The sequence below is a fragment of the Citrobacter sp. Cf118 genome (assembly GCF_030334095.1).
Taxonomy (GTDB): domain Bacteria; phylum Pseudomonadota; class Gammaproteobacteria; order Enterobacterales; family Enterobacteriaceae; genus Citrobacter; species Citrobacter freundii.
In genome coordinates, this window is record NZ_JAOWES010000069.1 from 12,815 (window position 1) to 31,880 (window position 19,066).

General features: G+C 50.8%; 22 protein-coding genes and 1 tRNA gene. 8 read left to right on the plus strand and 15 right to left on the minus strand.

From position 1 onward, the window contains the following. The first annotated feature begins 1,392 nt into the window (after positions 1-1,392). Genes OGX67_RS07505 through OGX67_RS07515 form a run of 3 tightly spaced genes read left to right on the plus strand, consistent with a single transcriptional unit; the run spans position 1,393 to position 2,458 of the window. Complete coding sequence (locus tag OGX67_RS07505; protein ID WP_071199478.1) at positions 1,393-1,953, plus strand: tyrosine-type recombinase/integrase; 561 nt, start codon at positions 1,393-1,395, stop codon at positions 1,951-1,953. A gap of 8 nt (positions 1,954-1,961) precedes the next feature. Continuing rightward, entirely contained in the window at positions 1,962-2,171 is a 210-nt protein-coding gene (locus tag OGX67_RS07510) for a hypothetical protein (protein WP_179952809.1), read from the plus strand. Further along, positions 2,168-2,458: a hypothetical protein gene (locus tag OGX67_RS07515; protein WP_222137767.1), complete on the plus strand. Its 291-nt coding sequence runs from the start codon at positions 2,168-2,170 to the stop codon at positions 2,456-2,458. Before OGX67_RS07510 ends, OGX67_RS07515 begins: the two co-directional genes overlap by 4 nt. 108 nt (positions 2,459-2,566) lie before the next feature. On the opposite strand, the gene OGX67_RS07520 is transcribed toward OGX67_RS07515, so the two are convergent. The 5 genes from OGX67_RS07520 to actS form a co-directional block, all read right to left on the minus strand. Then, positions 2,567-2,755, minus strand: a complete 189-nt coding sequence (locus tag OGX67_RS07520) for a hypothetical protein (protein WP_139134468.1) — start codon at positions 2,753-2,755, stop codon at positions 2,567-2,569. A gap of 121 nt (positions 2,756-2,876) precedes the next feature. Continuing rightward, positions 2,877-3,350: a DUF1643 domain-containing protein gene (locus OGX67_RS07525; protein WP_077270580.1), complete on the minus strand. Its 474-nt coding sequence runs from the start codon at positions 3,348-3,350 to the stop codon at positions 2,877-2,879. 96 nt (positions 3,351-3,446) lie between these two features. Beyond that, a complete protein-coding gene (locus OGX67_RS07530; protein WP_211819380.1) occupies positions 3,447-3,707 on the minus strand; it encodes a hypothetical protein in 261 nt (86 codons plus the stop codon). A gap of 550 nt (positions 3,708-4,257) precedes the next feature. After that, a tRNA-Gly gene (locus tag OGX67_RS07535) sits at positions 4,258-4,331 on the minus strand. Positions 4,332-4,410: 79 nt separating this feature from the next. Next, positions 4,411-5,169: an amidase activator ActS gene (gene actS / locus OGX67_RS07540; RefSeq protein WP_003026902.1), complete on the minus strand. Its 759-nt coding sequence runs from the start codon at positions 5,167-5,169 to the stop codon at positions 4,411-4,413. Positions 5,170-5,335: 166 nt separating this feature from the next. On the opposite strand from actS, the gene idi reads away from it, so the two are divergent. Continuing rightward, a complete protein-coding gene (gene idi / locus OGX67_RS07545; protein ID WP_032948043.1) occupies positions 5,336-5,890 on the plus strand; it encodes an isopentenyl-diphosphate Delta-isomerase in 555 nt (184 codons plus the stop codon). A 77-nt stretch (positions 5,891-5,967) separates the two neighbouring features. Here idi and lysS read toward each other — a convergent pair whose 3' ends face one another. The 5 genes from lysS to xerD all read right to left on the minus strand — a co-directional run bounded on the left by lysS (position 5,968) and on the right by xerD (position 12,057). Beyond that, positions 5,968-7,485, minus strand: coding sequence for a lysine--tRNA ligase (gene lysS / locus OGX67_RS07550; protein WP_003026911.1), 1,518 nt, complete (start codon positions 7,483-7,485; stop codon positions 5,968-5,970). Between the two features lie 9 nt (positions 7,486-7,494). Next, positions 7,495-8,593, minus strand: a protein-coding gene (gene prfB / locus OGX67_RS07555) for a peptide chain release factor 2 (RefSeq protein WP_096878465.1) whose coding sequence is annotated in 2 segments (ribosomal slippage) — positions 7,495-8,517 and positions 8,519-8,593 — 1,098 coding nt in all. Because the reading frame shifts where the segments join, the coding sequence is not laid out codon by codon here. Between the two features lie 91 nt (positions 8,594-8,684). After that, positions 8,685-10,418 (minus strand): single-stranded-DNA-specific exonuclease RecJ, encoded by a 1,734-nt coding sequence (gene recJ, locus OGX67_RS07560; RefSeq protein WP_016150943.1) that lies wholly within the window; start codon positions 10,416-10,418, stop codon positions 8,685-8,687. Positions 10,419-10,423: 5 nt separating this feature from the next. Next, the gene (gene dsbC / locus OGX67_RS07565) at positions 10,424-11,137 is read right to left on the minus strand and encodes a bifunctional protein-disulfide isomerase/oxidoreductase DsbC (protein WP_003825520.1); all 714 of its coding nucleotides are present in this window, start codon (positions 11,135-11,137) and stop codon (positions 10,424-10,426) included. 23 nt (positions 11,138-11,160) lie between these two features. Then, positions 11,161-12,057 carry a site-specific tyrosine recombinase XerD gene (gene xerD / locus OGX67_RS07570; RefSeq protein WP_003026928.1) on the minus strand — a complete coding sequence of 299 codons (897 nt, stop codon included), beginning with the start codon at positions 12,055-12,057 and terminating at the stop codon, positions 11,161-11,163. Between the two features lie 113 nt (positions 12,058-12,170). Between xerD and fldB the strand changes: the two genes are divergently transcribed. Beyond that, positions 12,171-12,692: a flavodoxin FldB gene (gene fldB / locus OGX67_RS07575; protein WP_003026933.1), complete on the plus strand. Its 522-nt coding sequence runs from the start codon at positions 12,171-12,173 to the stop codon at positions 12,690-12,692. Positions 12,693-12,736: 44 nt separating this feature from the next. Here the strand turns inward: fldB and OGX67_RS07580 are convergent, their stop codons facing one another. Continuing rightward, a complete protein-coding gene (locus OGX67_RS07580) occupies positions 12,737-13,144 on the minus strand; it encodes a protein YgfX (protein ID WP_003026936.1) in 408 nt (135 codons plus the stop codon). After that, positions 13,125-13,391, minus strand: a complete 267-nt coding sequence (sdhE, locus tag OGX67_RS07585; RefSeq protein ID WP_086504552.1) for an FAD assembly factor SdhE — start codon at positions 13,389-13,391, stop codon at positions 13,125-13,127. Before sdhE ends, OGX67_RS07580 begins: the two co-directional genes overlap by 20 nt. A 256-nt stretch (positions 13,392-13,647) precedes the next feature. Here sdhE and ygfZ point away from each other — a divergent pair, with 256 nt between their 5' ends. Beyond that, positions 13,648-14,628 carry a tRNA-modifying protein YgfZ gene (gene ygfZ / locus OGX67_RS07590; protein WP_204583293.1) on the plus strand — a complete coding sequence of 327 codons (981 nt, stop codon included), beginning with the start codon at positions 13,648-13,650 and terminating at the stop codon, positions 14,626-14,628. A gap of 93 nt (positions 14,629-14,721) precedes the next feature. Here ygfZ and trhA read toward each other — a convergent pair whose 3' ends face one another. Both trhA and yqfB read right to left on the minus strand, forming a co-directional pair. After that, positions 14,722-15,381, minus strand: a complete 660-nt coding sequence (trhA, locus tag OGX67_RS07595) for a PAQR family membrane homeostasis protein TrhA (protein WP_003026947.1) — start codon at positions 15,379-15,381, stop codon at positions 14,722-14,724. Positions 15,382-15,543: 162 nt separating this feature from the next. After that, entirely contained in the window at positions 15,544-15,855 is a 312-nt protein-coding gene (gene yqfB / locus OGX67_RS07600) for a N(4)-acetylcytidine aminohydrolase (protein ID WP_003026949.1), read from the minus strand. Positions 15,856-15,907: 52 nt separating this feature from the next. Here yqfB and OGX67_RS07605 point away from each other — a divergent pair, with 52 nt between their 5' ends. Continuing rightward, positions 15,908-16,636 carry a MurR/RpiR family transcriptional regulator gene (locus tag OGX67_RS07605; RefSeq protein WP_003838265.1) on the plus strand — a complete coding sequence of 243 codons (729 nt, stop codon included), beginning with the start codon at positions 15,908-15,910 and terminating at the stop codon, positions 16,634-16,636. Between the two features lie 119 nt (positions 16,637-16,755). Next, positions 16,756-18,189: a 6-phospho-beta-glucosidase BglA gene (bglA, locus tag OGX67_RS07610; RefSeq protein WP_286526265.1), complete on the plus strand. Its 1,434-nt coding sequence runs from the start codon at positions 16,756-16,758 to the stop codon at positions 18,187-18,189. A 93-nt stretch (positions 18,190-18,282) separates the two neighbouring features. On the opposite strand, the gene OGX67_RS07615 is transcribed toward bglA, so the two are convergent. After that, positions 18,283-19,026, minus strand: coding sequence for an SDR family oxidoreductase (locus OGX67_RS07615; RefSeq protein WP_204583292.1), 744 nt, complete (start codon positions 19,024-19,026; stop codon positions 18,283-18,285). Positions 19,027-19,066 lie beyond the last annotated feature (40 nt).

Here is a 19,066-nt window from a genome sequence, read left to right on the forward strand (position 1 = left end):
TAGGCGTATAAAGAAAAACACCTCGCAAACCTTATGGTTTCGAAGTGCGTTGATTGATTGGATTATGTGGATAAAGTTTTATGCTACATGGGTACTATAACATTTTTCTTACCTATTTGTCAACCCCTACCACAAAACAAATTTGCTGTCAATCATTTTTTATGCGTTAGAGAAGACGGCAACTCAAGAGAGGGTATCATTTCCGGCTCTTCATGCAAGTGAGCCGATTTTGTAGCTACGCTACATTGCACAATCAAGCTGATTACGAGGGTATCACGTAAGAGGAGGTATCATTTTAAATGATAAGTCCTTTTACATTTATTTTGATACCTTCGGAAAATGTAGGCTCACGATGAACCAGCGATCAGCGGGTGGATGTTGCATGAAATGTGATTGCACAAAGCCATCTTGCACAATAGATGTATGTTCGAGGAGTACGAGAACATAAAAGGGATAATTAATAACCTTAATTTAATTAAGGGTTAGTGGTTAGGTGTTAATTGTCGGTGAGCGTAGCGAGCATGACAAATGACTATTACAGGAGAAATTATTGAACCAAATTATCTTTATCCAGTGATCATCTCCTGTATAACTCTTTCATGCTCCGCATTACATGCTACACATGCAATAATCTTTTCATGTTCGCAGTGCTCGCATGAAACAACACTCCATAGCGCCGGAAAAATCCCACGCTAAATACATTCTAAATACCCGCTAAACCCTAGGTAAAGCGATGCTTAATCTATTCTAAATAATCCACCTGTAACGCTCTCTGAATCACTTTCTATCTATCAATACACTTTACCCTCACTTATGCGGGAGCCTTACGCCGTGCGGCTCACAGCGATCATTGTGGAGAATGTACACTTTCATGACAGGTGCAATTTGTCGAACGAGTTTCACGAAATGAAACGCCGCTGATTTTTCCATGCCAAAACCGCCAATTAATTAGCATTCTAATCATTTCATTATTCAATCAGTTTCGAATGAATAAACTCTGCATACTCCGTGCATACTGGCAGGTTAGCGCCGCCCTCGCCTAACAGCCCCCCATTTACCTATGCAAAAACAATGAGATAGACAAAGACCACACACAACCATGTGTAGTGTGATGTTCCAGTTTTGCCGCTCTTCTTCTTGCCGATACGACCATTTGGCAACGTCCAAACACATGTTTATAAATGCCAACATTATGATTTTGTTCAAGATATTTCAAAATCATGCAAATTTCAAACAGGGAGCCGTGATTCTTCGTGCTGAACCCTGGACACAATCGCGCCATTTACCACACACAACACAGATCAATTTTTGATCATTTATCTTGCAACTCACTGAAATTGATCATAATGTTTATTTCATCGGTTTAGATGTGTGACCTTGAAGGAGGGTAAATTGAACAGAGCAGTAGTGTTAGACGAACAGCAAGCCAAAGCGATCAGGGAGTGGCTCAACGCACGTAACAAGAGCCTGATAGCTGACGTTACGTTAATGATGCAAGCCGCCGTACTGCGTGTGGGGGATGCCGTCGCTTTGCGCTTCGACGAAGTGATCAACGGAGAGATAGACATAGAAGAACAGAAGACAGGGAAGCGTAAAGCCCTCACCCTTCCGGCTCCAGTGGTGCAGATGATCGCACGTCGCCGTGCTGAGTATCCGCATGACGTGCATGTGTTCAGGAGCCAGCGTAACCGATCAATGAACAAGCAAGCACCAGTACGCCGCGAAGAAGTGAGCAAGCAGATCGCAGAAGCCGCTAAAGCTATCGGGATTCATGGCACTGTATCGGCGCACAGCTTCCGAAAGGCGGGAGGTAATGCAATTTACAAGCGTTCAGCAAACAACATCGCGTTAGCTATGACCGTGCTCAATCACAGCAACATTACCGACACCAGGCGCTATCTGGACTTAGACAAGCAAGCCGTTAGCCGTGTGATCAATGAGATGGATTTATAAGGGTACACATGAAAAACAGCTTACTGGTGCTGACGCTGGTGCTACTGCCACCCCTGGCTAATGCCGGACAAATTACGATGACCAACCCACAGGAGGAACAGACGGAGAACGGAAAAACGCTGTGCGTGTATGAGAACACCAATTACCTGTTCACCTACGTAACTAAGGGGAAATGTCCCTATGCGAAAACCTTCAATACAGAGGATTCGGAAGAGTGAAAAAGGAAGAAGAGCTAATCACCAGCTTTATCTGGTGTGGTGCTACGGTGTGCGTTTATACGCAGGTAGTGAAGTTTGCAGGGACGACGATACAGCGTTACCTGTTACCAACAAACCTTAGAAGAGCAGTTGATCAGCAAGTTAATCAGGTGGCAGGGGCCGCCAACCACCAAGAAGCCAGCCCCCGCCGTATTCAACATTCCCAACGGAGAGAAGGAAATGCAGAACAGCAGCATTATGGCGTTAGCGCTCGCGCTGTGCAACGCAGAACGAGGTCAAGCGGTTAAAGTACCAGCAATGACAGGAAGTCAGCTTCATTTGCTTATGATGTGGCTACAGGCTTTGAGAGGATGATACAAGGGGGCGCAAAGCCCCCTTTTTTGTTAGAGAAACTATCAATCAACAGGATAGGCATCATCAAAACAATCATCACACACCGGATGATCTTGTACATAAGAGGTTGCAGGGTTATCGCAAAATTCACACTGTTCACCTGGTGGTGGCGTAGACTCATCACAAGCTACGCAGTAACCGTCTTCTTCGTTGTACTCAGCCCCGCATTCTTCACACGTAATCATACCCATTTCTAATCTCCCATTGCAGTAGGTTTCAACACCTGAGATCACCCAAGGTTAAAAGGGATTATGGGGTTAATGACGTTGTTTCACAATACGGAATAGGTAAACTCACCGGATACCTTACCAATTAAATAAAGGGAATTAGCGCTGTGTCACCATGTACATAGAGGGGGTGTTTAGGCTCACCTGTTGCATTGATTTTAAAGCATTTAGTGTGAGCTGGTAATAAAGCACGTATTGCAGCAGAGCGTTGAAAATGCCGTCCCTCATTGCCCCATGCAGCAACCACTATGCCAGCATTAGCTACCGTTTCAACTATGTAGCGATCATTATCAGCACCAACCGGATCAGCAACTTTCATCATCTCGAAGCGGTTTGTATGTACGAATGCAAAGAGGTTAACAATACGTACTCCCCCCATTCCCCACCCCTGAGCAAACGAGATACAACGCCCAAGCGTAGGATCATCTTGTTCAGCATCAGCATAAGAAGGGTTCAGACCTATAAAGACCACATAGGGCTTTGTTTCATCCCAGGTCCTGGTTATTGAATAGCGATACTGCTTACAATCTGAGAACACCGCACTTTTTAACATTTCCATTTGAAAACCTTCGTTTGAGTGGCTCTATTACCCATAACAGGTTTATCAAGTTGCTAAGCGCTAGACTTCCGTTAAAACAAGAAACTTCCGACGGCTTCATGCGTTAGCGACTGCGTACAGCACATCAACCAGCTTTACGGCGTCCACATCATTCCATGTCCAATAAGATGATAATTGATGGTGGTGATCGCTATCAGGTTTCCCCAAAACACTCTGAACGATGGCTTGGTGATCTTGCGATGCGGTCACACGCACACTATGTGCCATTTGCATGAAACAAGTTAACCCTTTCAGGTCATCACGTCTGATGTTTTTCTTATGCGTGTCTACGTTTTGGGATGTGACAGTGATCTGCATAGTCTCTTTTCTCTGATGGTTAGGATTAATCTCAGGTTATCCAGCACACTGAAAATGTGCAACTCAAAGATTCTGGACAATAGAAGCCATAAAGCCCCGTTGGTGATACAGCAACAAGCGGAGCGTAGCGACTTCATCAGACTGTCAGAGGGATCACACCTTATCAGGATAACCGTGTACCCTTGCGGGAGCGTGGCTGAAACGCTGATAGAGCCTACATGTCGTTTGTAGGTACGTTATCACCATAAACCTGTTTACGTGGCTCATAGGGCCACACATCGGGCTTGAATGCGTGTGATCAGTCTGGTGTAAGAGACAATGCCCGGATCAGGCTTTTCCTTCACGTTGTGCTATCGCGGTGTGAGGGCTACAACTGCCGCCGCCGAATAGTTATACTCTTACTTCCATAGTAACTATCCGTGACAACTAACAGTGTACCTTGTGTTGGTAAATCGTCGTTCAATGGTAGAACGAACACGACAACTTATGTTAATTAAGTTGTTGAAAGCAAAACGATTTTTATCGAAGTTTTGCCACAAGGGGAGAGATCTGGAGCGGGCGAAGGGAATCGAACCCTCGTATAGAGCTTGGGAAGCTCTCGTTCTACCATTGAACTACGCCCGCATTGAAGTGCGTAAGGGATTATAAACCTTACGCTCTTCTTGGCAAGGGACTAACCGACTGACTGGCGATTAATTCACCGTCAGCATTTTGGCTTACTCCCCTGCGGCGGTAAATAACGCAGCGGATCGATAGCCGTTGCCCGGTAGCGGATTTGGAAATGCAGGCGCACCGTCGTCGCATCCGAGCTGCCCATCGTCGCTATCTTCTGCCCGGCCTTCACGTTTTGACCGTTGTTCACCAGCATGGTGTCATTATGCGCATACGCAGTGATGTAGTCCTCACTGTGCTTAATCATGATGAGATTACCGTAGCCCCGCAGCTGATTACCGACATAAACCACCTTCCCTGCTCCGGCCGCATAAATCGGCGTACCGCGCGCAGCCGAGATATCAATGCCCTTATTGCCGCCGTCCGCCGTAGAATAAGGCAGGATCACCTTACCGCTGGCAGGCCACTGCCAGCAACGTTGCCCTACTGGTGGCCAGGACGACTGCGGCACAGAAGAAGATGGTCTGACCGCCGCCGTTTTGGTTGAGGATTTCTTGGTTGTTTTGCCAGATCCTGAACTGGTTTTCGCGCCGCCGCTGACCTTCAGCTTTTGCCCCACTTCAATGGTATAGGGCGGTGAAATATTATTCAGGCGAGCGATCTCTTTCACGCTGGTACCGGTGGCGCGCGAAATACGGTATAGCGTATCTCCCCGCTTCACGGTATACACGGAGCCGGAATAACTTCCTGTATCAGACGACTTGCTCCCGGAACAGCCCGCTAACAGCAGACCGACACACAGCAGCATCACGATACCCAGGCCATTTTTCTTCAGGCGTCCTGCACTCAAAACAATACCTCGCAACATTTTCAGACGCTTTATCATAGCAGCCAGAAACCGGATGCCAAATCATATCGCGCAACGAACCGGCAGCTCTGGCATTTCACACCCTCTGTTAATCACTCTGACTTAATTAAGCATATAATGTGAGTGCTTAAGATTGATGGTGGACGCTATGCGACAGGAACATGTCATTTTATTGAATGAGCAGGACCAACCCTGCGGAACGCTGGAAAAGTATGCGGCGCATACCGCCACAACCCCCCTGCACTCCGCTTTCTCGTGCTGGATATTTAACGAGCAGGGCCAACTGCTGGTCACCCGCCGCTCGCTGCACAAAAAAGCCTGGCCAGGTGTCTGGACCAACTCTGTCTGCGGTCACCCGCAGTTAGGTGAAACCAACGAAGCTGCTATTGTCCGCCGGGCTCGCTTCGAACTGGGTGCAGATATCAACTTGCTCACCCCCGTATACGCTGATTTTCGTTATCGCGCCACGGACCCGAGTGGAATAGTTGAAAACGAAGTATGTCCGGTTTATGCCGCACATATCGTCAGTGAGCTACAGCTAAACCCAGATGAAGTGATGGATTGCCAGTGGAGCAATCTTGAGGATGTCTTAAGCGGGATTGACGCGACGCCGTGGGCTTTCAGTCCGTGGATGGTAATGCAGGTTGCAAACAAAGAAGCGCGTGCGCTGTTGCAGAATTACTGCCAACAAATTATTGCCTGATGGCGCTACGTTTATCTGGCCTACATTACGAATCGTAGGCCGGATAAGGCGTCAGCCGCCATCCGGCATTTCACATCTTACTTAACCGGGCGCATCGCCGGGAACAGGATCACGTCACGGATGGTGTGGCTGTTGGTGAACAGCATAACCATACGGTCGATACCAATGCCCAGACCCGCAGTCGGCGGCAGACCGTGTTCCAGAGCGGTAACGTAGTCTTCGTCGTAGAACATCGCTTCGTCATCACCCGCATCTTTGGCGTTAACCTGATCCTGGAAACGCTGCGCCTGATCTTCGGCATCGTTCAGCTCGCTGAAGCCGTTACCGATCTCACGTCCGCCGATGAAGAATTCGAAGCGATCGGTGATTTCCGGGTTTTCGTCATTACGACGCGCCAGCGGAGAAACTTCTGCCGGATACTCGGTAATGAAGGTTGGTTGAATCAGGTGCGCTTCTGCAACTTCTTCAAAGATCTCGGTCACGATACGACCCAGACCCCAGCTCTTCTCAACTTTGATGCCGATAGATTCAGCAATCGCTTTTGCAGAGTCGAAGTTATCCAGATCGGCCATGTTGGTTTCCGGACGGTATTTCTGAATCGCTTCGCGCATGGTCAGTTTTTCAAACGGCTTACCGAAGTCAAAGACTTCTTCACCGTAAGGCACTTCAGTCGTTCCCAGAACGTTCTGCGCCAACGTACGGAACAGAGATTCAGTCAGTTCGATGAGATCTTTGTAGTCCGCATAAGCCATGTAGAGTTCCATCATGGTGAACTCTGGGTTATGGCGAACAGAGATGCCTTCGTTACGGAAGTTACGGTTAATTTCGAATACGCGTTCGAAGCCGCCAACCACCAGGCGCTTGAGGTAAAGTTCCGGCGCGATACGCAGGTACATGTCCAGATCCAGCGCGTTATGATGGGTGATAAACGGACGCGCTGCCGCACCGCCTGGGATCACCTGCATCATCGGGGTTTCGACTTCCATAAAGCCGCGAGCAACCATGAACTGACGGATGCCAGCCATAATCTGTGAACGCACTTTAAAGGTATTGCGGGATTCATCGTTAGAGATGAGATCCAGGTAACGTTGACGATAGCGTGCTTCCTGATCCTGCAGACCGTGGAATTTGTCCGGCAGCGGGCGCAGCGCTTTGGTCAGCAGACGCAGTTCGGTGCAGTGGATAGACAGCTCACCGGTCTTGGTCTTGAACAACTTACCTTTCGCGCCGAGGATATCGCCCAGATCCCATTTTTTGAACTGCTCGTTGTAGACGCCTTCCGGCAGGTCATCGCGAGCAACGTACAGCTGAATACGGCCGCCAACGTCCTGCAGCGTAACGAATGATGCTTTACCCATAATACGACGGGTCATCATACGGCCAGCAACGGATACCTCAATGTTCAGCGCTTCCAGCTCTTCGTTTTCTTTCGCGTCGAAGTCAGCATGCAGTTGGTCTGAGGTATGATCGCGACGGAAATCGTTCGGGAACGGGATCCCCTGCTCACGCAGGCTCGCCAGCTTCTCACGGCGCGTTTTCAGTTCATTGTTAAGGTCGGCTACCGCGTCAGCGCCCTGTACGTGTTGTTCAGACATGTTGGTTCCTCATAACCCTGCTTTCAAACTTGCTTCGATAAATTGATCCAGGCTGCCATCCAGCACCGCCTGCGTGTTACGGGTTTCAACCCCGGTACGCAGATCTTTGATGCGGGAGTCATCAAGGACATAAGAACGAATCTGGCTACCCCAGCCGATATCTGACTTGGTGTCTTCCATCGCCTGTTTCTCGGCATTCTTCTTCTGCATTTCCAGTTCATAAAGCTTCGCTTTCATCTGCTTCATGGCCTGGTCTTTGTTCTTGTGCTGGGAACGGTCGTTCTGACACTGCGTCACAATCCCGGTCGGGATGTGGGTAATACGCACCGCAGATTCCGTACGGTTAACGTGCTGACCGCCTGCACCGGAGGCACGGTAAACGTCGATACGCAGGTCCGCCGGGTTGATATCGATATCAATATCATCGTCAACTTCCGGATAAACAAACGCCGAACTGAACGACGTATGGCGACGTCCGCCGGAGTCGAACGGACTCTTACGTACCAGGCGGTGTACGCCGGTTTCAGTACGCAGCCAACCGTACGCATATTCACCAGCAATTCTGATGGTCACGGATTTAATACCCGCTACTTCACCTTCAGACTCTTCAATGATTTCAGTCTTAAAGCCGCGCGCTTCAGCCCAACGCAGATACATGCGCATCAGCATGCTTGCCCAGTCCTGCGCTTCCGTACCGCCAGAACCTGCCTGAATATCGAGATAGCAATCCGCGCTGTCATATTCACCGGAGAACATACGACGGAATTCCAGCTGGGCCAGCTTATCTTCCAGCGTATCGAGTTCTGCTACGGCTTCGTTAAAGGTTTCTTCGTCGTCGGCTTCTACAGCCAGTTCCAGCAGGCCGGAGACATCTTCCAGGCCCTGGCTCATCTGATCGAGCGTATCAACGATGGCCTCAAGGGAGGAACGCTCTTTGCCCAGCGCCTGAGCGCGTTCGGGTTCGTTCCACACGTCCGGCTGTTCCAGCTCGGCGTTTACTTCTTCCAGACGCTCTTTCTTGGCATCATAGTCAAAGATACCCCCTAAGAACGTCAGAGCGCTCCGTGAGGTCCTGAATGCGGTTATTTACCGGATTAATTTCAAACATTGTCTGATTTCTTTTATTGGACTAGTCAAAATGCGGTGATAAGAGCGGGATTGTAACTAATCCACGCCCTTTTTTATAGCGATTAGTGACGCTAAAGTGGCCAGATATTGTCGATTATAATCTGCAAGCTGCGGTTGCCGCGAAACTCGTTAATATCCAGTTTGTAGGCAAGCTGAACTTCGCGCACGCCGTTGTCCGGCCAGCAGGTGGTATCGACATTAAACGCAATACCGTCCAGCAGCGGACCACCGCCCACGGGCTCGACCATCACCTTCAGATGACGCTCACCGACCAGACGCTGCTGGAGCAAACGGAAATGCCCGTCAAACAGCGGTTCCGGGAACATTTGCCCCCACGGTCCGGCATCGCGCAGCATTTGTGCGATCTCCATGGTCATCTCCGCCGCGCTCAGTGGGCCATCCGACACCACTTCACCTTGCAGTAAGGCAGGATCCAGCCACTCGGTTACCAGCTCGCCAAAACGCTGCTGGAAACGCTCAAACTGCGCCTCTTCAAGCGATAAACCCGCCGCCATGGCGTGACCGCCAAACTTGAGGATCATGCCCGGATAAAGGGTGTCCAGGCGCTCCAGCGCATCGCGCATGTGCAGCCCCTGAATCGAACGCCCGGATCCTTTGAGAGTACCGTCACCTGCCGGGGCAAACGCTATTACTGGGCGATGGAATCGCTCTTTAATACGCGATGCCAGAATCCCCACAACGCCCTGATGCCACTCAGGATGATACATTGCCAGGCCGCCCGGTAGTGTATCGCTACTGCGTTCCAGCTTTTCACACAAAGTCAGTGCTTCGGCCTGCATACCCTGCTCGATCTCTTTGCGCGTCTGGTTGAGCGCATCAAGCTCATTGGCCAGCACACGCGCTTCGCCAATGTTGTCGCACAGCAACAGCGCCACACCAACGGACATATCGTCCAGACGGCCCGCCGCATTCAGCCGTGGCCCGAGGGCAAAACCTAAATCACTGGCTGCCAGCTTTAGGGGGTCGCGATTGGAAATCTCCAGCAGCGCTTTAATACCAGGGCGGCACTTTCCGGCACGAATGCGGCTTAAGCCTTGCCACGTCAGAATACGGTTATTGGCATCCAGCGGGACCACGTCCGCCACCGTGCCAAGTGCAACCAGATCGAGCAAATCCGCCAGGTTCGGCGGTGCAATGCCGCGTTCATCAAACCAGCCTTTGTCACGCAAAAACGTGCGCAGCGCCAGCATCAAGTAGAAGGCCACACCAACGCCAGCCAGCGATTTCGACGGGAATTCACAGTCGGGCAGGTTAGGGTTGATGATAGCCTCTGCGCCCGGCAGCGTATCCCCTGGCAGGTGGTGATCGGTCACAACGACCGGGATCCCCAACGTTCTGGCATGTTCGACACCCGCGTGAGACGAGATGCCGTTGTCTACGGTGACAATCAGCTGAGCGCCCCGGGCATGGGCCTGATCAACGACTTCCGGGCTTAAACCATAACCGTCTTCAAAACGATTTGGCACCAGGTAGTCAACGTTACTGCAGCCCAACGCGCGCATCGCCAGGATGCTTAGCGCCGTGCTGGTCGCACCATCAGCATCAAAATCGCCGACAACGATGATTCGGGTTCCTTCGCGAAAGGCGTTGTAGAGGATCTCAACCGCTTTTTCGACGCCGTTCAAATGTTGCCACGGCAGCATGCCTTTCACGCTACGCTCAAGCTCCTGCGCGCTACGTACACCACGGCTGGCGTATAAACGGCGCAGCAGTGGCGGCAAGTCGGCAGGTAGCTCGGCGGTCTCGTCGGCCTCACGCCGACGAAGTTGTATCTGTTGTTTCACGCGAATTATTTACCGCTGGTTTGTTTTGCATGTGCGTCGAGGAATTCTTTCATCTCTTTCGGGCCCTGATAACCAGGTACGACATAGCCATTGCTCAGCACAATCGCCGGTGTACCGCTGACGCCAAACTGTACGCCCAGCGCATAGTGGTTAGCGATATCCACATCACAGGTCGCCGCTTTTACACCCTTGCCAGTCATCGCGTCATCAAAGGCTTTGTTTTTGTCCTTAGCACACCAGATAGACTTCATGTCCTGCTCAGCCTGGCTGTCCAGCCCCTGACGTGGGAAGGCCAGATAACGTACGGTGATCCCCAACGCATTGTAATCTTTCATCTCTTCATGCAGCTTGTGGCAGTAACCACAAGTGATGTCGGTGAAAACAGTAATGACGTGTTTTTCCTGCGGCGCTTTGTAGATGATCATCTCTTTTTCCAGCGCGTTCAGATGCTTCATCAGCAGTTGGTTGGTGACGTTCACCGGACTTGCGCCGCTCACGTCATACATCGGTCCCTGAATAATATGTTTACCGTCTTCAGTTACGTACAGCACGCCGCTATTGGTCAGTACGGTTTTCATGCCCGCAACCGGAGCAGGTTGAATCTCGGTGCTCTGCACACCCAGCTTTGCTAATGACTGGCGAATTGCCGCGTCGTCTGCATGTACCATGCCGGAAAACGCCGTCGCCAGCAGGGTGAACATCATAAAACGTTTTTTCATAGCCTATCCTATCCTGTCAGCACTCACGCTCGCGGGTGATGCTGTTGATGTAGTTGCCGCAAGCGCTCCGTTGCGACATGAGTATAAATTTGCGTTGTCGAGAGATCGCTATGCCCCAGTAGCATCTGCACCACGCGCAGATCTGCGCCATGGTTGAGCAGATGCGTGGCAAATGCGTGCCGCAGGACGTGCGGTGACAGCTTTTCGCTGTCGATTCCCGCCAACACAGCATAGTGTTTGATACGATGCCAGAAGGTCTGACGGGTCATCTGTTGCGCCCGCTGACTAGGAAACAGCACATCAATCGATACGCCGTTGAGCAACCATGGACGCCCATGCTCCAGGTATGTTTCCAGCCAGTACACTGCCTCCTCACCCAACGGGACAAGGCGCTCTTTGTTACCTTTACCGATCACCCGTACCACGCCCTGACGCAGGCTGACGTCACTCATCGTCAGTCCTACCAGTTCAGACACGCGCAGGCCCGTTGCATACAACACTTCCAGCATGGCTTTGTCGCGTAGCTCCAGCGGTTGATCGATAAGCGGCGCCTGCAGCAGTCGTTCTACCTGCGCTTCGCTGAGATCTTTGGGCAGACGCTGCGGAAGTTTAGGTGATGCAAGCGAGGCGCTGGGGTCATCTTCGCGATATTTTTCGCGGTACAGATGCTGAAAAAAACGTCGCGTCGCACTGAGCAAACGTGCAGAACTGGTGGCTTTATACCCTCCATCCATCCGCTCAGCCAGCAAGGCTTGCAGATCATCACTTTGCGCGGTCGCAAGCGAAGCGCCGCGGTGATGTAACCATTCCACAAGCATGGTCAGATCGCGACGATACGCACTTAATGTGTTTTCCGCCAGATTTCGTTCCAGCCACAGGGCATCAAGAAACTGCTCGATGCGCGCCAGATCCTGTTCCACTCGCGCCCCTTATTCCACTCTCATTTTTGATGCATTATGCCTCATTGTGCCGGGATTGCGGCGATTCTGTTACACTACCCGCAACGCTACAGCAGAATTGAGATGTTTACGTCATGAACATGGGTCTTTTTTACGGTTCCAGCACCTGCTACACCGAAATGGCAGCAGAAAAAATCCGCGATATCCTGGGTCCCGAACTGGTGACACTGCACAACCTCAAAGACGATTCCCCGACCCTAATGGAGCAGTATGACGTGCTCATTTTGGGCATCCCAACCTGGGATTTCGGTGAAATTCAGGAGGACTGGGAAGCGGTCTGGGAGCAACTGGACGACCTCAACCTGGAAGGAAAGATTGTCGCGCTTTACGGTATGGGCGATCAGTTGGGATACGGTGAATGGTTCCTGGATGCGCTGGGTATGTTGCACGATAAACTGATCACCAAAGGTGTAAAGTTTGTCGGCTACTGGCCCACCGAAGGCTACGAATTCACCAGCGATAAACCCGTCATTGCCGATGGACAGCTGTTTGTTGGTTTGGCGCTGGATGAAACGAACCAGTACGATCTCAGCGATGAACGCATTCAGGCCTGGTGCGAGCAAATTCTTGGCGAAATGGCCGAACACTGGTCCTGAATTTCTGCCGACTGACGGCTAAGGTCGCAACCTTACCGTCAGTGCTACTTCTGCTTCGCCTTTTGCAGCATCAACCGCCGTAAATCCCGCCACTCTGCATCATCCATACTGTCTGCCGCCAGCCACAAATGTTGACGTTTTCCGGCATCAGAGCGCAAACGCAGCATCATGCCTGTTTTAACCATCCAGGGGGCGCTAACGATAGACCACTCTTGCCCTTGCCAGCGCAGACGGCCATCCATCAACAGCCGAATCTCACCCTGACAGGCGTTGATTCGACGCTGACTGCGAACGCTATCGAATACCACCAGAGAGAGCAAAACCAGCCATAATGGGGTGTAGCTCAATGGCCAGGGCATCAATAAAATAAACACCGCGACCAGCCCATGAATTAGCAGTGAAAGCCACTGCGCGCGCCATGATACGCGTAAATCAGATTGCCACTGGACCACGTTCCCGATTCCGTGTCTGGATAAGTCGCACCATCTGCTCCAGCTCAGCATCAGCTGGTTTCCCATGATTCATCAACCAGTTAAATAAATCTGGATCATCACATTCTAGCAGACGGATAAAGATACGCTTTTCTTCGTCACTTAAGCTGTCATATTCATATTCGAAAAACGGCATGATCGAGATGTCCAGCTCGCGCATACCGCGGCGGCATGCCCAATGAATACGTGCTTTGTTGTTAATATCCATGTTCTTCTCCCTGTCTCGCGAAAACGAAGTATCCCGCTATTGTAACGTGTTTTTCCCGCTCTTTTACGGGAATATCAGTAAACTGAAGCTCGCTCGCTAAATAAAACCTTATTAAGCCAAAGGATTCACCATTTTTTGATGTTTCCTCGCAAAGCGCAATATATGGCACAAATAGCCTGTTTAAACCGCTTGCAATGGGCCATAGCTCTTTTACCATTAGTCATTATCACTGCGTTAAGCAAATCAGGACATTATTATGGCTTTTACATCTTTTCCTCCTCGCCAGCCTTTCGCGTCAACGCGTTTGCCTCTGACGCTAATGACGCTCGATGACTGGGCGCTCGCCACCATCACCGGTGTCGACAGTGAGAAGTATATTCAGGGTCAGGTCACGGCGGATGTCAGCCAGATGACCGAGCATCAGCACCTGTTAGCTGCACATTGTGACGCCAAAGGTAAAATGTGGAGCAACCTGCGTCTGTTCCGACAGGGTGACGGTTTTGCATGGCTTGAGCGCCGTAGCCTGCGTGATGCGCAGCTCACCGAGCTGAAAAAATACGCGGTCTTCTCGAAGGTGGCGATTGCCCCGGATGACGAGCGTGTCCTGCTGGGCGTTGCGGGATTCCAGGCACGTGCAGCGCTGGCCAATCTCTTTAGCGAATTACCGAACAGTGATAAGCAGGCCATTACCGAAGGTGCCTCCACGGTATTGTGGTTCGAACACCCTGCTGAACGTTTTCTGCTAATCGTTGATGCCACCACAGCAGAAACCTTGGTTGAAAAGCTGCGTGGCGAAGCAGAGTTAAATAACAGCCAGCAGTGGCTGGCGCTGGATATCGAAGCGGGTATCCCCGTTATTGATACAGCCAACAGTGCACAGTTTATTCCACAGGCTACCAATCTGCAGGCTTTGGGCGGGATCAGCTTTAAAAAAGGCTGCTACACCGGTCAGGAAATGGTTGCTCGTGCAAAATTCCGCGGAGCCAATAAACGCGCCATGTGGACTTTGGCGGGTGCCGCCGGTCGAGTACCGGAAGCTGGCGAAGACCTTGAATTAAAAATGGGCGAGAACTGGCGTCGTACCGGTACCGTACTTGCCGCAGTAAAACTGGCCGATGGTCAGGTACTGGTGCAAGTTGTGATGAATAACGACATGGAGGCCGACAGCGTGTTCCGCGTTCGTGACGACGCAAAAACGCTGCAAATCGTACCGCTGCCGTATTCGCTGGAAGAGTAAATGAATAATGCCTGATTGCGATGCGTCTATCAGGCATGCTGGCTTTTGTTTTGTAGGCCGGATAAGGCGCTAGCCTCCATCCGGCGTCAGTGATTACGCCTGACCAACGTACAGATAGATCGCCAGGAAGTGGCAAACGCTGCCGCCCAGCACAAAGCCGTGCCAGATCGCATGGTTATAAGGAATACGCTTACAGACGTAGAAAATTACGCCCAGGGAATACACCACACCGCCAACAGCCAGCAACGTCACGCCTCCCGCTGCCAACTTAACCGCCAGTTGATACACCACAATCAGCGATAGCCAGCCCATTGTCAGGTAGGTTACCAGCGACAGAACCTTAAATCGGTGCGCAATGGTCAGTTTGAATAAAATACCGATCAGCGCCAGGCTCCAGATAACAATCATCAGTCCACGTGCCAGCGGCGAATCAAGCCCCACCAGCAGAAATGGCGTGTAGGTCCCGGCAATCAGCAGATAAATCGCACAGTGGTCAAATTTTTTCAGCCAGACTTTCGCTCTCTGATGGGGGATCGCGTGATACAAGGTTGAGGCGAGGAACAGCAGGATCATGCTGCCGCCGTACAGGCTATAGCTGGTAATGGCCATAGCGCTGGCGTTGGTATCTACTGCCTGGACCAGTAATAACACCAGTCCGACAATCCCAAACACCAGCCCGATACCGTGACTGATGCTATTGGCTATTTCCTCTGCCAACGAATATCCCTGCGCGATTAATGGCTTCTGAACCATAAGTTACTCCCCAGAAACGAACACTTTCGTTATTGCGCCTCTAGCGTAACTGAGAATGGTTCCAGTGAACACCTGTTAGCTAAAATAAATATCACATTAATATTAATCCTTTAAAATCATTGTGTTGTAAGTGATTTTTCAACTAACAGATGTTTCTTTAAATCAAAGGCATTTAAAATCAATCACATAAAATTGCGTCTGATTCGGGTAAATCTCGGCAATCACATGTTTAAGTTCTTCAAGCGTCATGTTTTCCTGCTGGGCATGTTTATCCGTTAGCGTATCCAGCGTGACGGTTGAGGTGCCAACAACCTCAATCGTGCAGAAGTAACCGTCATCTTCGAAGCGCCCAACCCGTAAAATGTCCCCGGCTTTGAAGTGTGATTCGGACTCGTCACGAATGGTGATGGTCTTGCGTCCGGCCAGAATGTCATCCTGGAAACGCTGAAAAAAAGTGATGTCATTTGGCTGCATGTTATTATTCCCTGTAGATGAAGTCTGATGAGTGAGTTTTGCCATTGTGAGTATGTTCTCCCACGCTGCCATCGCCAGTCTCAACAATCTTGAGATGCTGGTCTACAACTATGTCATCAAAAACCGTGACAAAGTCATGTACATGACCATTCGCGAGCTGGCCGATGCCGTGGGTGTTTCCACTACCACCGTACTGCGCTTTTGCCGCAAGCTTAAATGTGAAGGTTACTCAGAATTTCGCGTGCGCTTCAAATTATATTTAGAGCAGAATGAACCGCAACAGGCTAATTTCGGTGCCAGCGAAATTATCAGTTTCTTTAAAGGCGTCAATAACGACGAGTTCGATAAACTGCTCGATCAGGCTGTTGATATTATATTATCGTCCGAACGTATTATATTCGTCGGAGCAGGAACGTCTGGAGCGCTGGCAAAATATGGCGCACGTTTTTTCTCAAACGTCGGTAAATTCAGTAATCACATTGACGATCCTTATTTCCCGGTAACTAACGACATGGCCAGAAACGCGCTGGCGATCGTGCTTTCCGTATCTGGTGAAACAGAAGAGATCCTGCGCTTTGCCAGCCAGTTCAGTCTGCACAACTGTAAGGTTCTGTCGGTCACCAGCCATGAACACTCTCGCCTGGCGAAACTCGCCGACTTTAACCTCTCCTGGCATGTTCCACAAACACGTATTGCCGGGGTATACGATATAACCACGCAGATCCCCGTTATTTATATTCTGGAATCACTCGGTCGCAAGCTGGCGAAAAGAATAGCGTAAAAAACAATCTGTTTTTTTGATGTAACAAATCACATTTACGCTATTTTGTTATATCGTGACATTTATCTTTCCTTTGTTAGACTCAAAATCAGATTGTATTAATTTGAGACTGAGCGCAGATGAAAAAACTTACCTTACCAAACGATTTTTTATGGGGCGGCGCGGTTGCGGCGCACCAGGTTGAAGGCGGCTGGAACAAAGGTGGCAAAGGCCCCAGCATTTGCGACGTACTGACCGGAGGGGCACACGGTGTTCCGCGAGAAATCACTCAGGAAGTTGAGCCCGGTAAGTACTACCCCAACCACGAAGCTGTCGATTTTTACAGTCATTACAAAGAAGACATCAAGCTGTTTGCCGAGATGGGGTTCAAATGCTTCCGTACCTCCATCGCCTGGACCCGTATCTTCCCCAAAGGGGACGAAATCCAACCGAATGAAGAAGGGCTAAAGTTCTACGACGACATGTTCGATGAACTGCTGAAGTACAACATTGAACCAGTCATCACCCTTTCCCACTTTGAAATGCCGCTGCACCTGGTTCAACAGTACGGTAGCTGGACCAATCGTAAAGTCGTCGATTTCTTTGTCCGTTTTGCTGAAGTCGTTTTTGAGCGCTATAAGCACAAGGTCAAATACTGGATGACCTTCAATGAGATCAACAACCAGCGTAACTGGCGCGCGCCGCTGTTTGGCTATTGCTGCTCCGGCGAGGTGTATACCGAGCATGAAAACCCTGAAGAGACTATGTACCAGGTGCTGCATCACCAGTTCGTGGCCAGCGCGCTGGCGGTAAAGGCGGCACGTCGCATCAACCCGGAAATGAAAGTAGGCTGCATGCTGGCGATGGTGCCACTGTACCCGTTCTCCTGTAAGCCTGAAGATGTGATGTTCGCGCAGGAATCGATGCGTGAGCGCTACGTTTTCACTGACGTTCAGCTGCGCGGCTACTATCCATCATATGTACTGAACGAGTGGGAACGCCGCGAATTCAACATCCGAATGGAGGCCGGCGATGAGCAAATCCTGCGTGAAGGCACCTGTGACTATCTCGGATTCAGTTACTACATGACCAACGCGGTAAAAGCGGAAGGCGGCAGCGGCGATGCCATTTCTGGTTTTGAGGGCAGCGTACCGAACCCGCACGTAAAAGCCTCCGACTGGGGCTGGCAGATTGACCCCGTCGGTCTACGCTATGCCTTATGTGAGCTGTATGAACGCTACCAGAAGCCGCTGTTTATCGTTGAAAACGGGTTTGGCGCTTATGACAAAGTAGAAGAAGACGGCAGCATCAACGACGACTATCGCATCGACTATCTGCGCGCCCACATCGAAGAAATGATGAAAGCGGTGACCTATGATGGCGTAGACCTGATGGGCTACACGCCATGGGGCTGCATCGACTGCGTATCGTTTACCACCGGTCAGTACAGCAAACGTTACGGCTTTATCTACGTGAACAAACATGACGACGGCACCGGCGATATGTCGCGTTCACGAAAGAAGAGTTTTGACTGGTACAAAGAGGTGATTGCCAGCAACGGCGAGAATCTGTAATTTTTGCCGGATGGCGGCGTAAACGCCTTGTCCAGCCTACAGGTTATACTCCCGTAGGCTGGATAAACGCAGCGCTATCCGGCAATCAAGTCCCTACTTCCCGCCCGCCAGTTCAAGAAAACTGCCCGTTACGTAAGATGCCTTCTCGCTCAACAGCCAGGTAATTGCCTGCGCGACTTCTTCCGGCTGCCCGCCACGCTGCATAGGCAACAGTGATTTCACGCGATCGACCCTTCCCGGCTCGCCGCCTGATGCGTGCATTTCAGTGTAGATAAGACCTGGTCGCACGCAGTTTACGCGGATCCCTTGCGCCGCAACCTCCAGCGCCAGGCCGGTGGTGAGCGTGTCCACAGCACCTTTCGAGGCCGCGTAATCAACATATTCGAATGGCGCACCAAGCCGCGATGCCGCCGAAGAGACATTTACAATCGCGCCACCCTGACCGCCGTGCTTGAACGACATGCGCTTTACCGCTTCCCGACAGCACAGAAAATAGCCGGTAACGTTGGTTGCCAGTACGCGATTAATTCGTTCGGCGGTTAAGTTTTCGACCGTGCTTTGCTCAAACAAGATCCCGGCATTATTCACCAGGGCAGTCAGTTGCTCGCCTTCACGGTCAATAGACTCAAACATTGCCACCACCTGGCTTTCATCACTGATATCCGCACGCAAAGCAAATGCTTTACCGCCTGCAGCGACGATGCTGTTCACCACCTCGGTTGCCGCACGAATATTGTGATGAAAATTCACGGCGACCGTGTAACCCTCTTGCGCCAGTTGCAGCGCGGTTGCTCGACCAATGCCACGACTGCCGCCCGTCACCAATGCTATAGCCATAACGTTTCTCCCAAAAAATAAAGGCGCCGAAGCGCCTTTA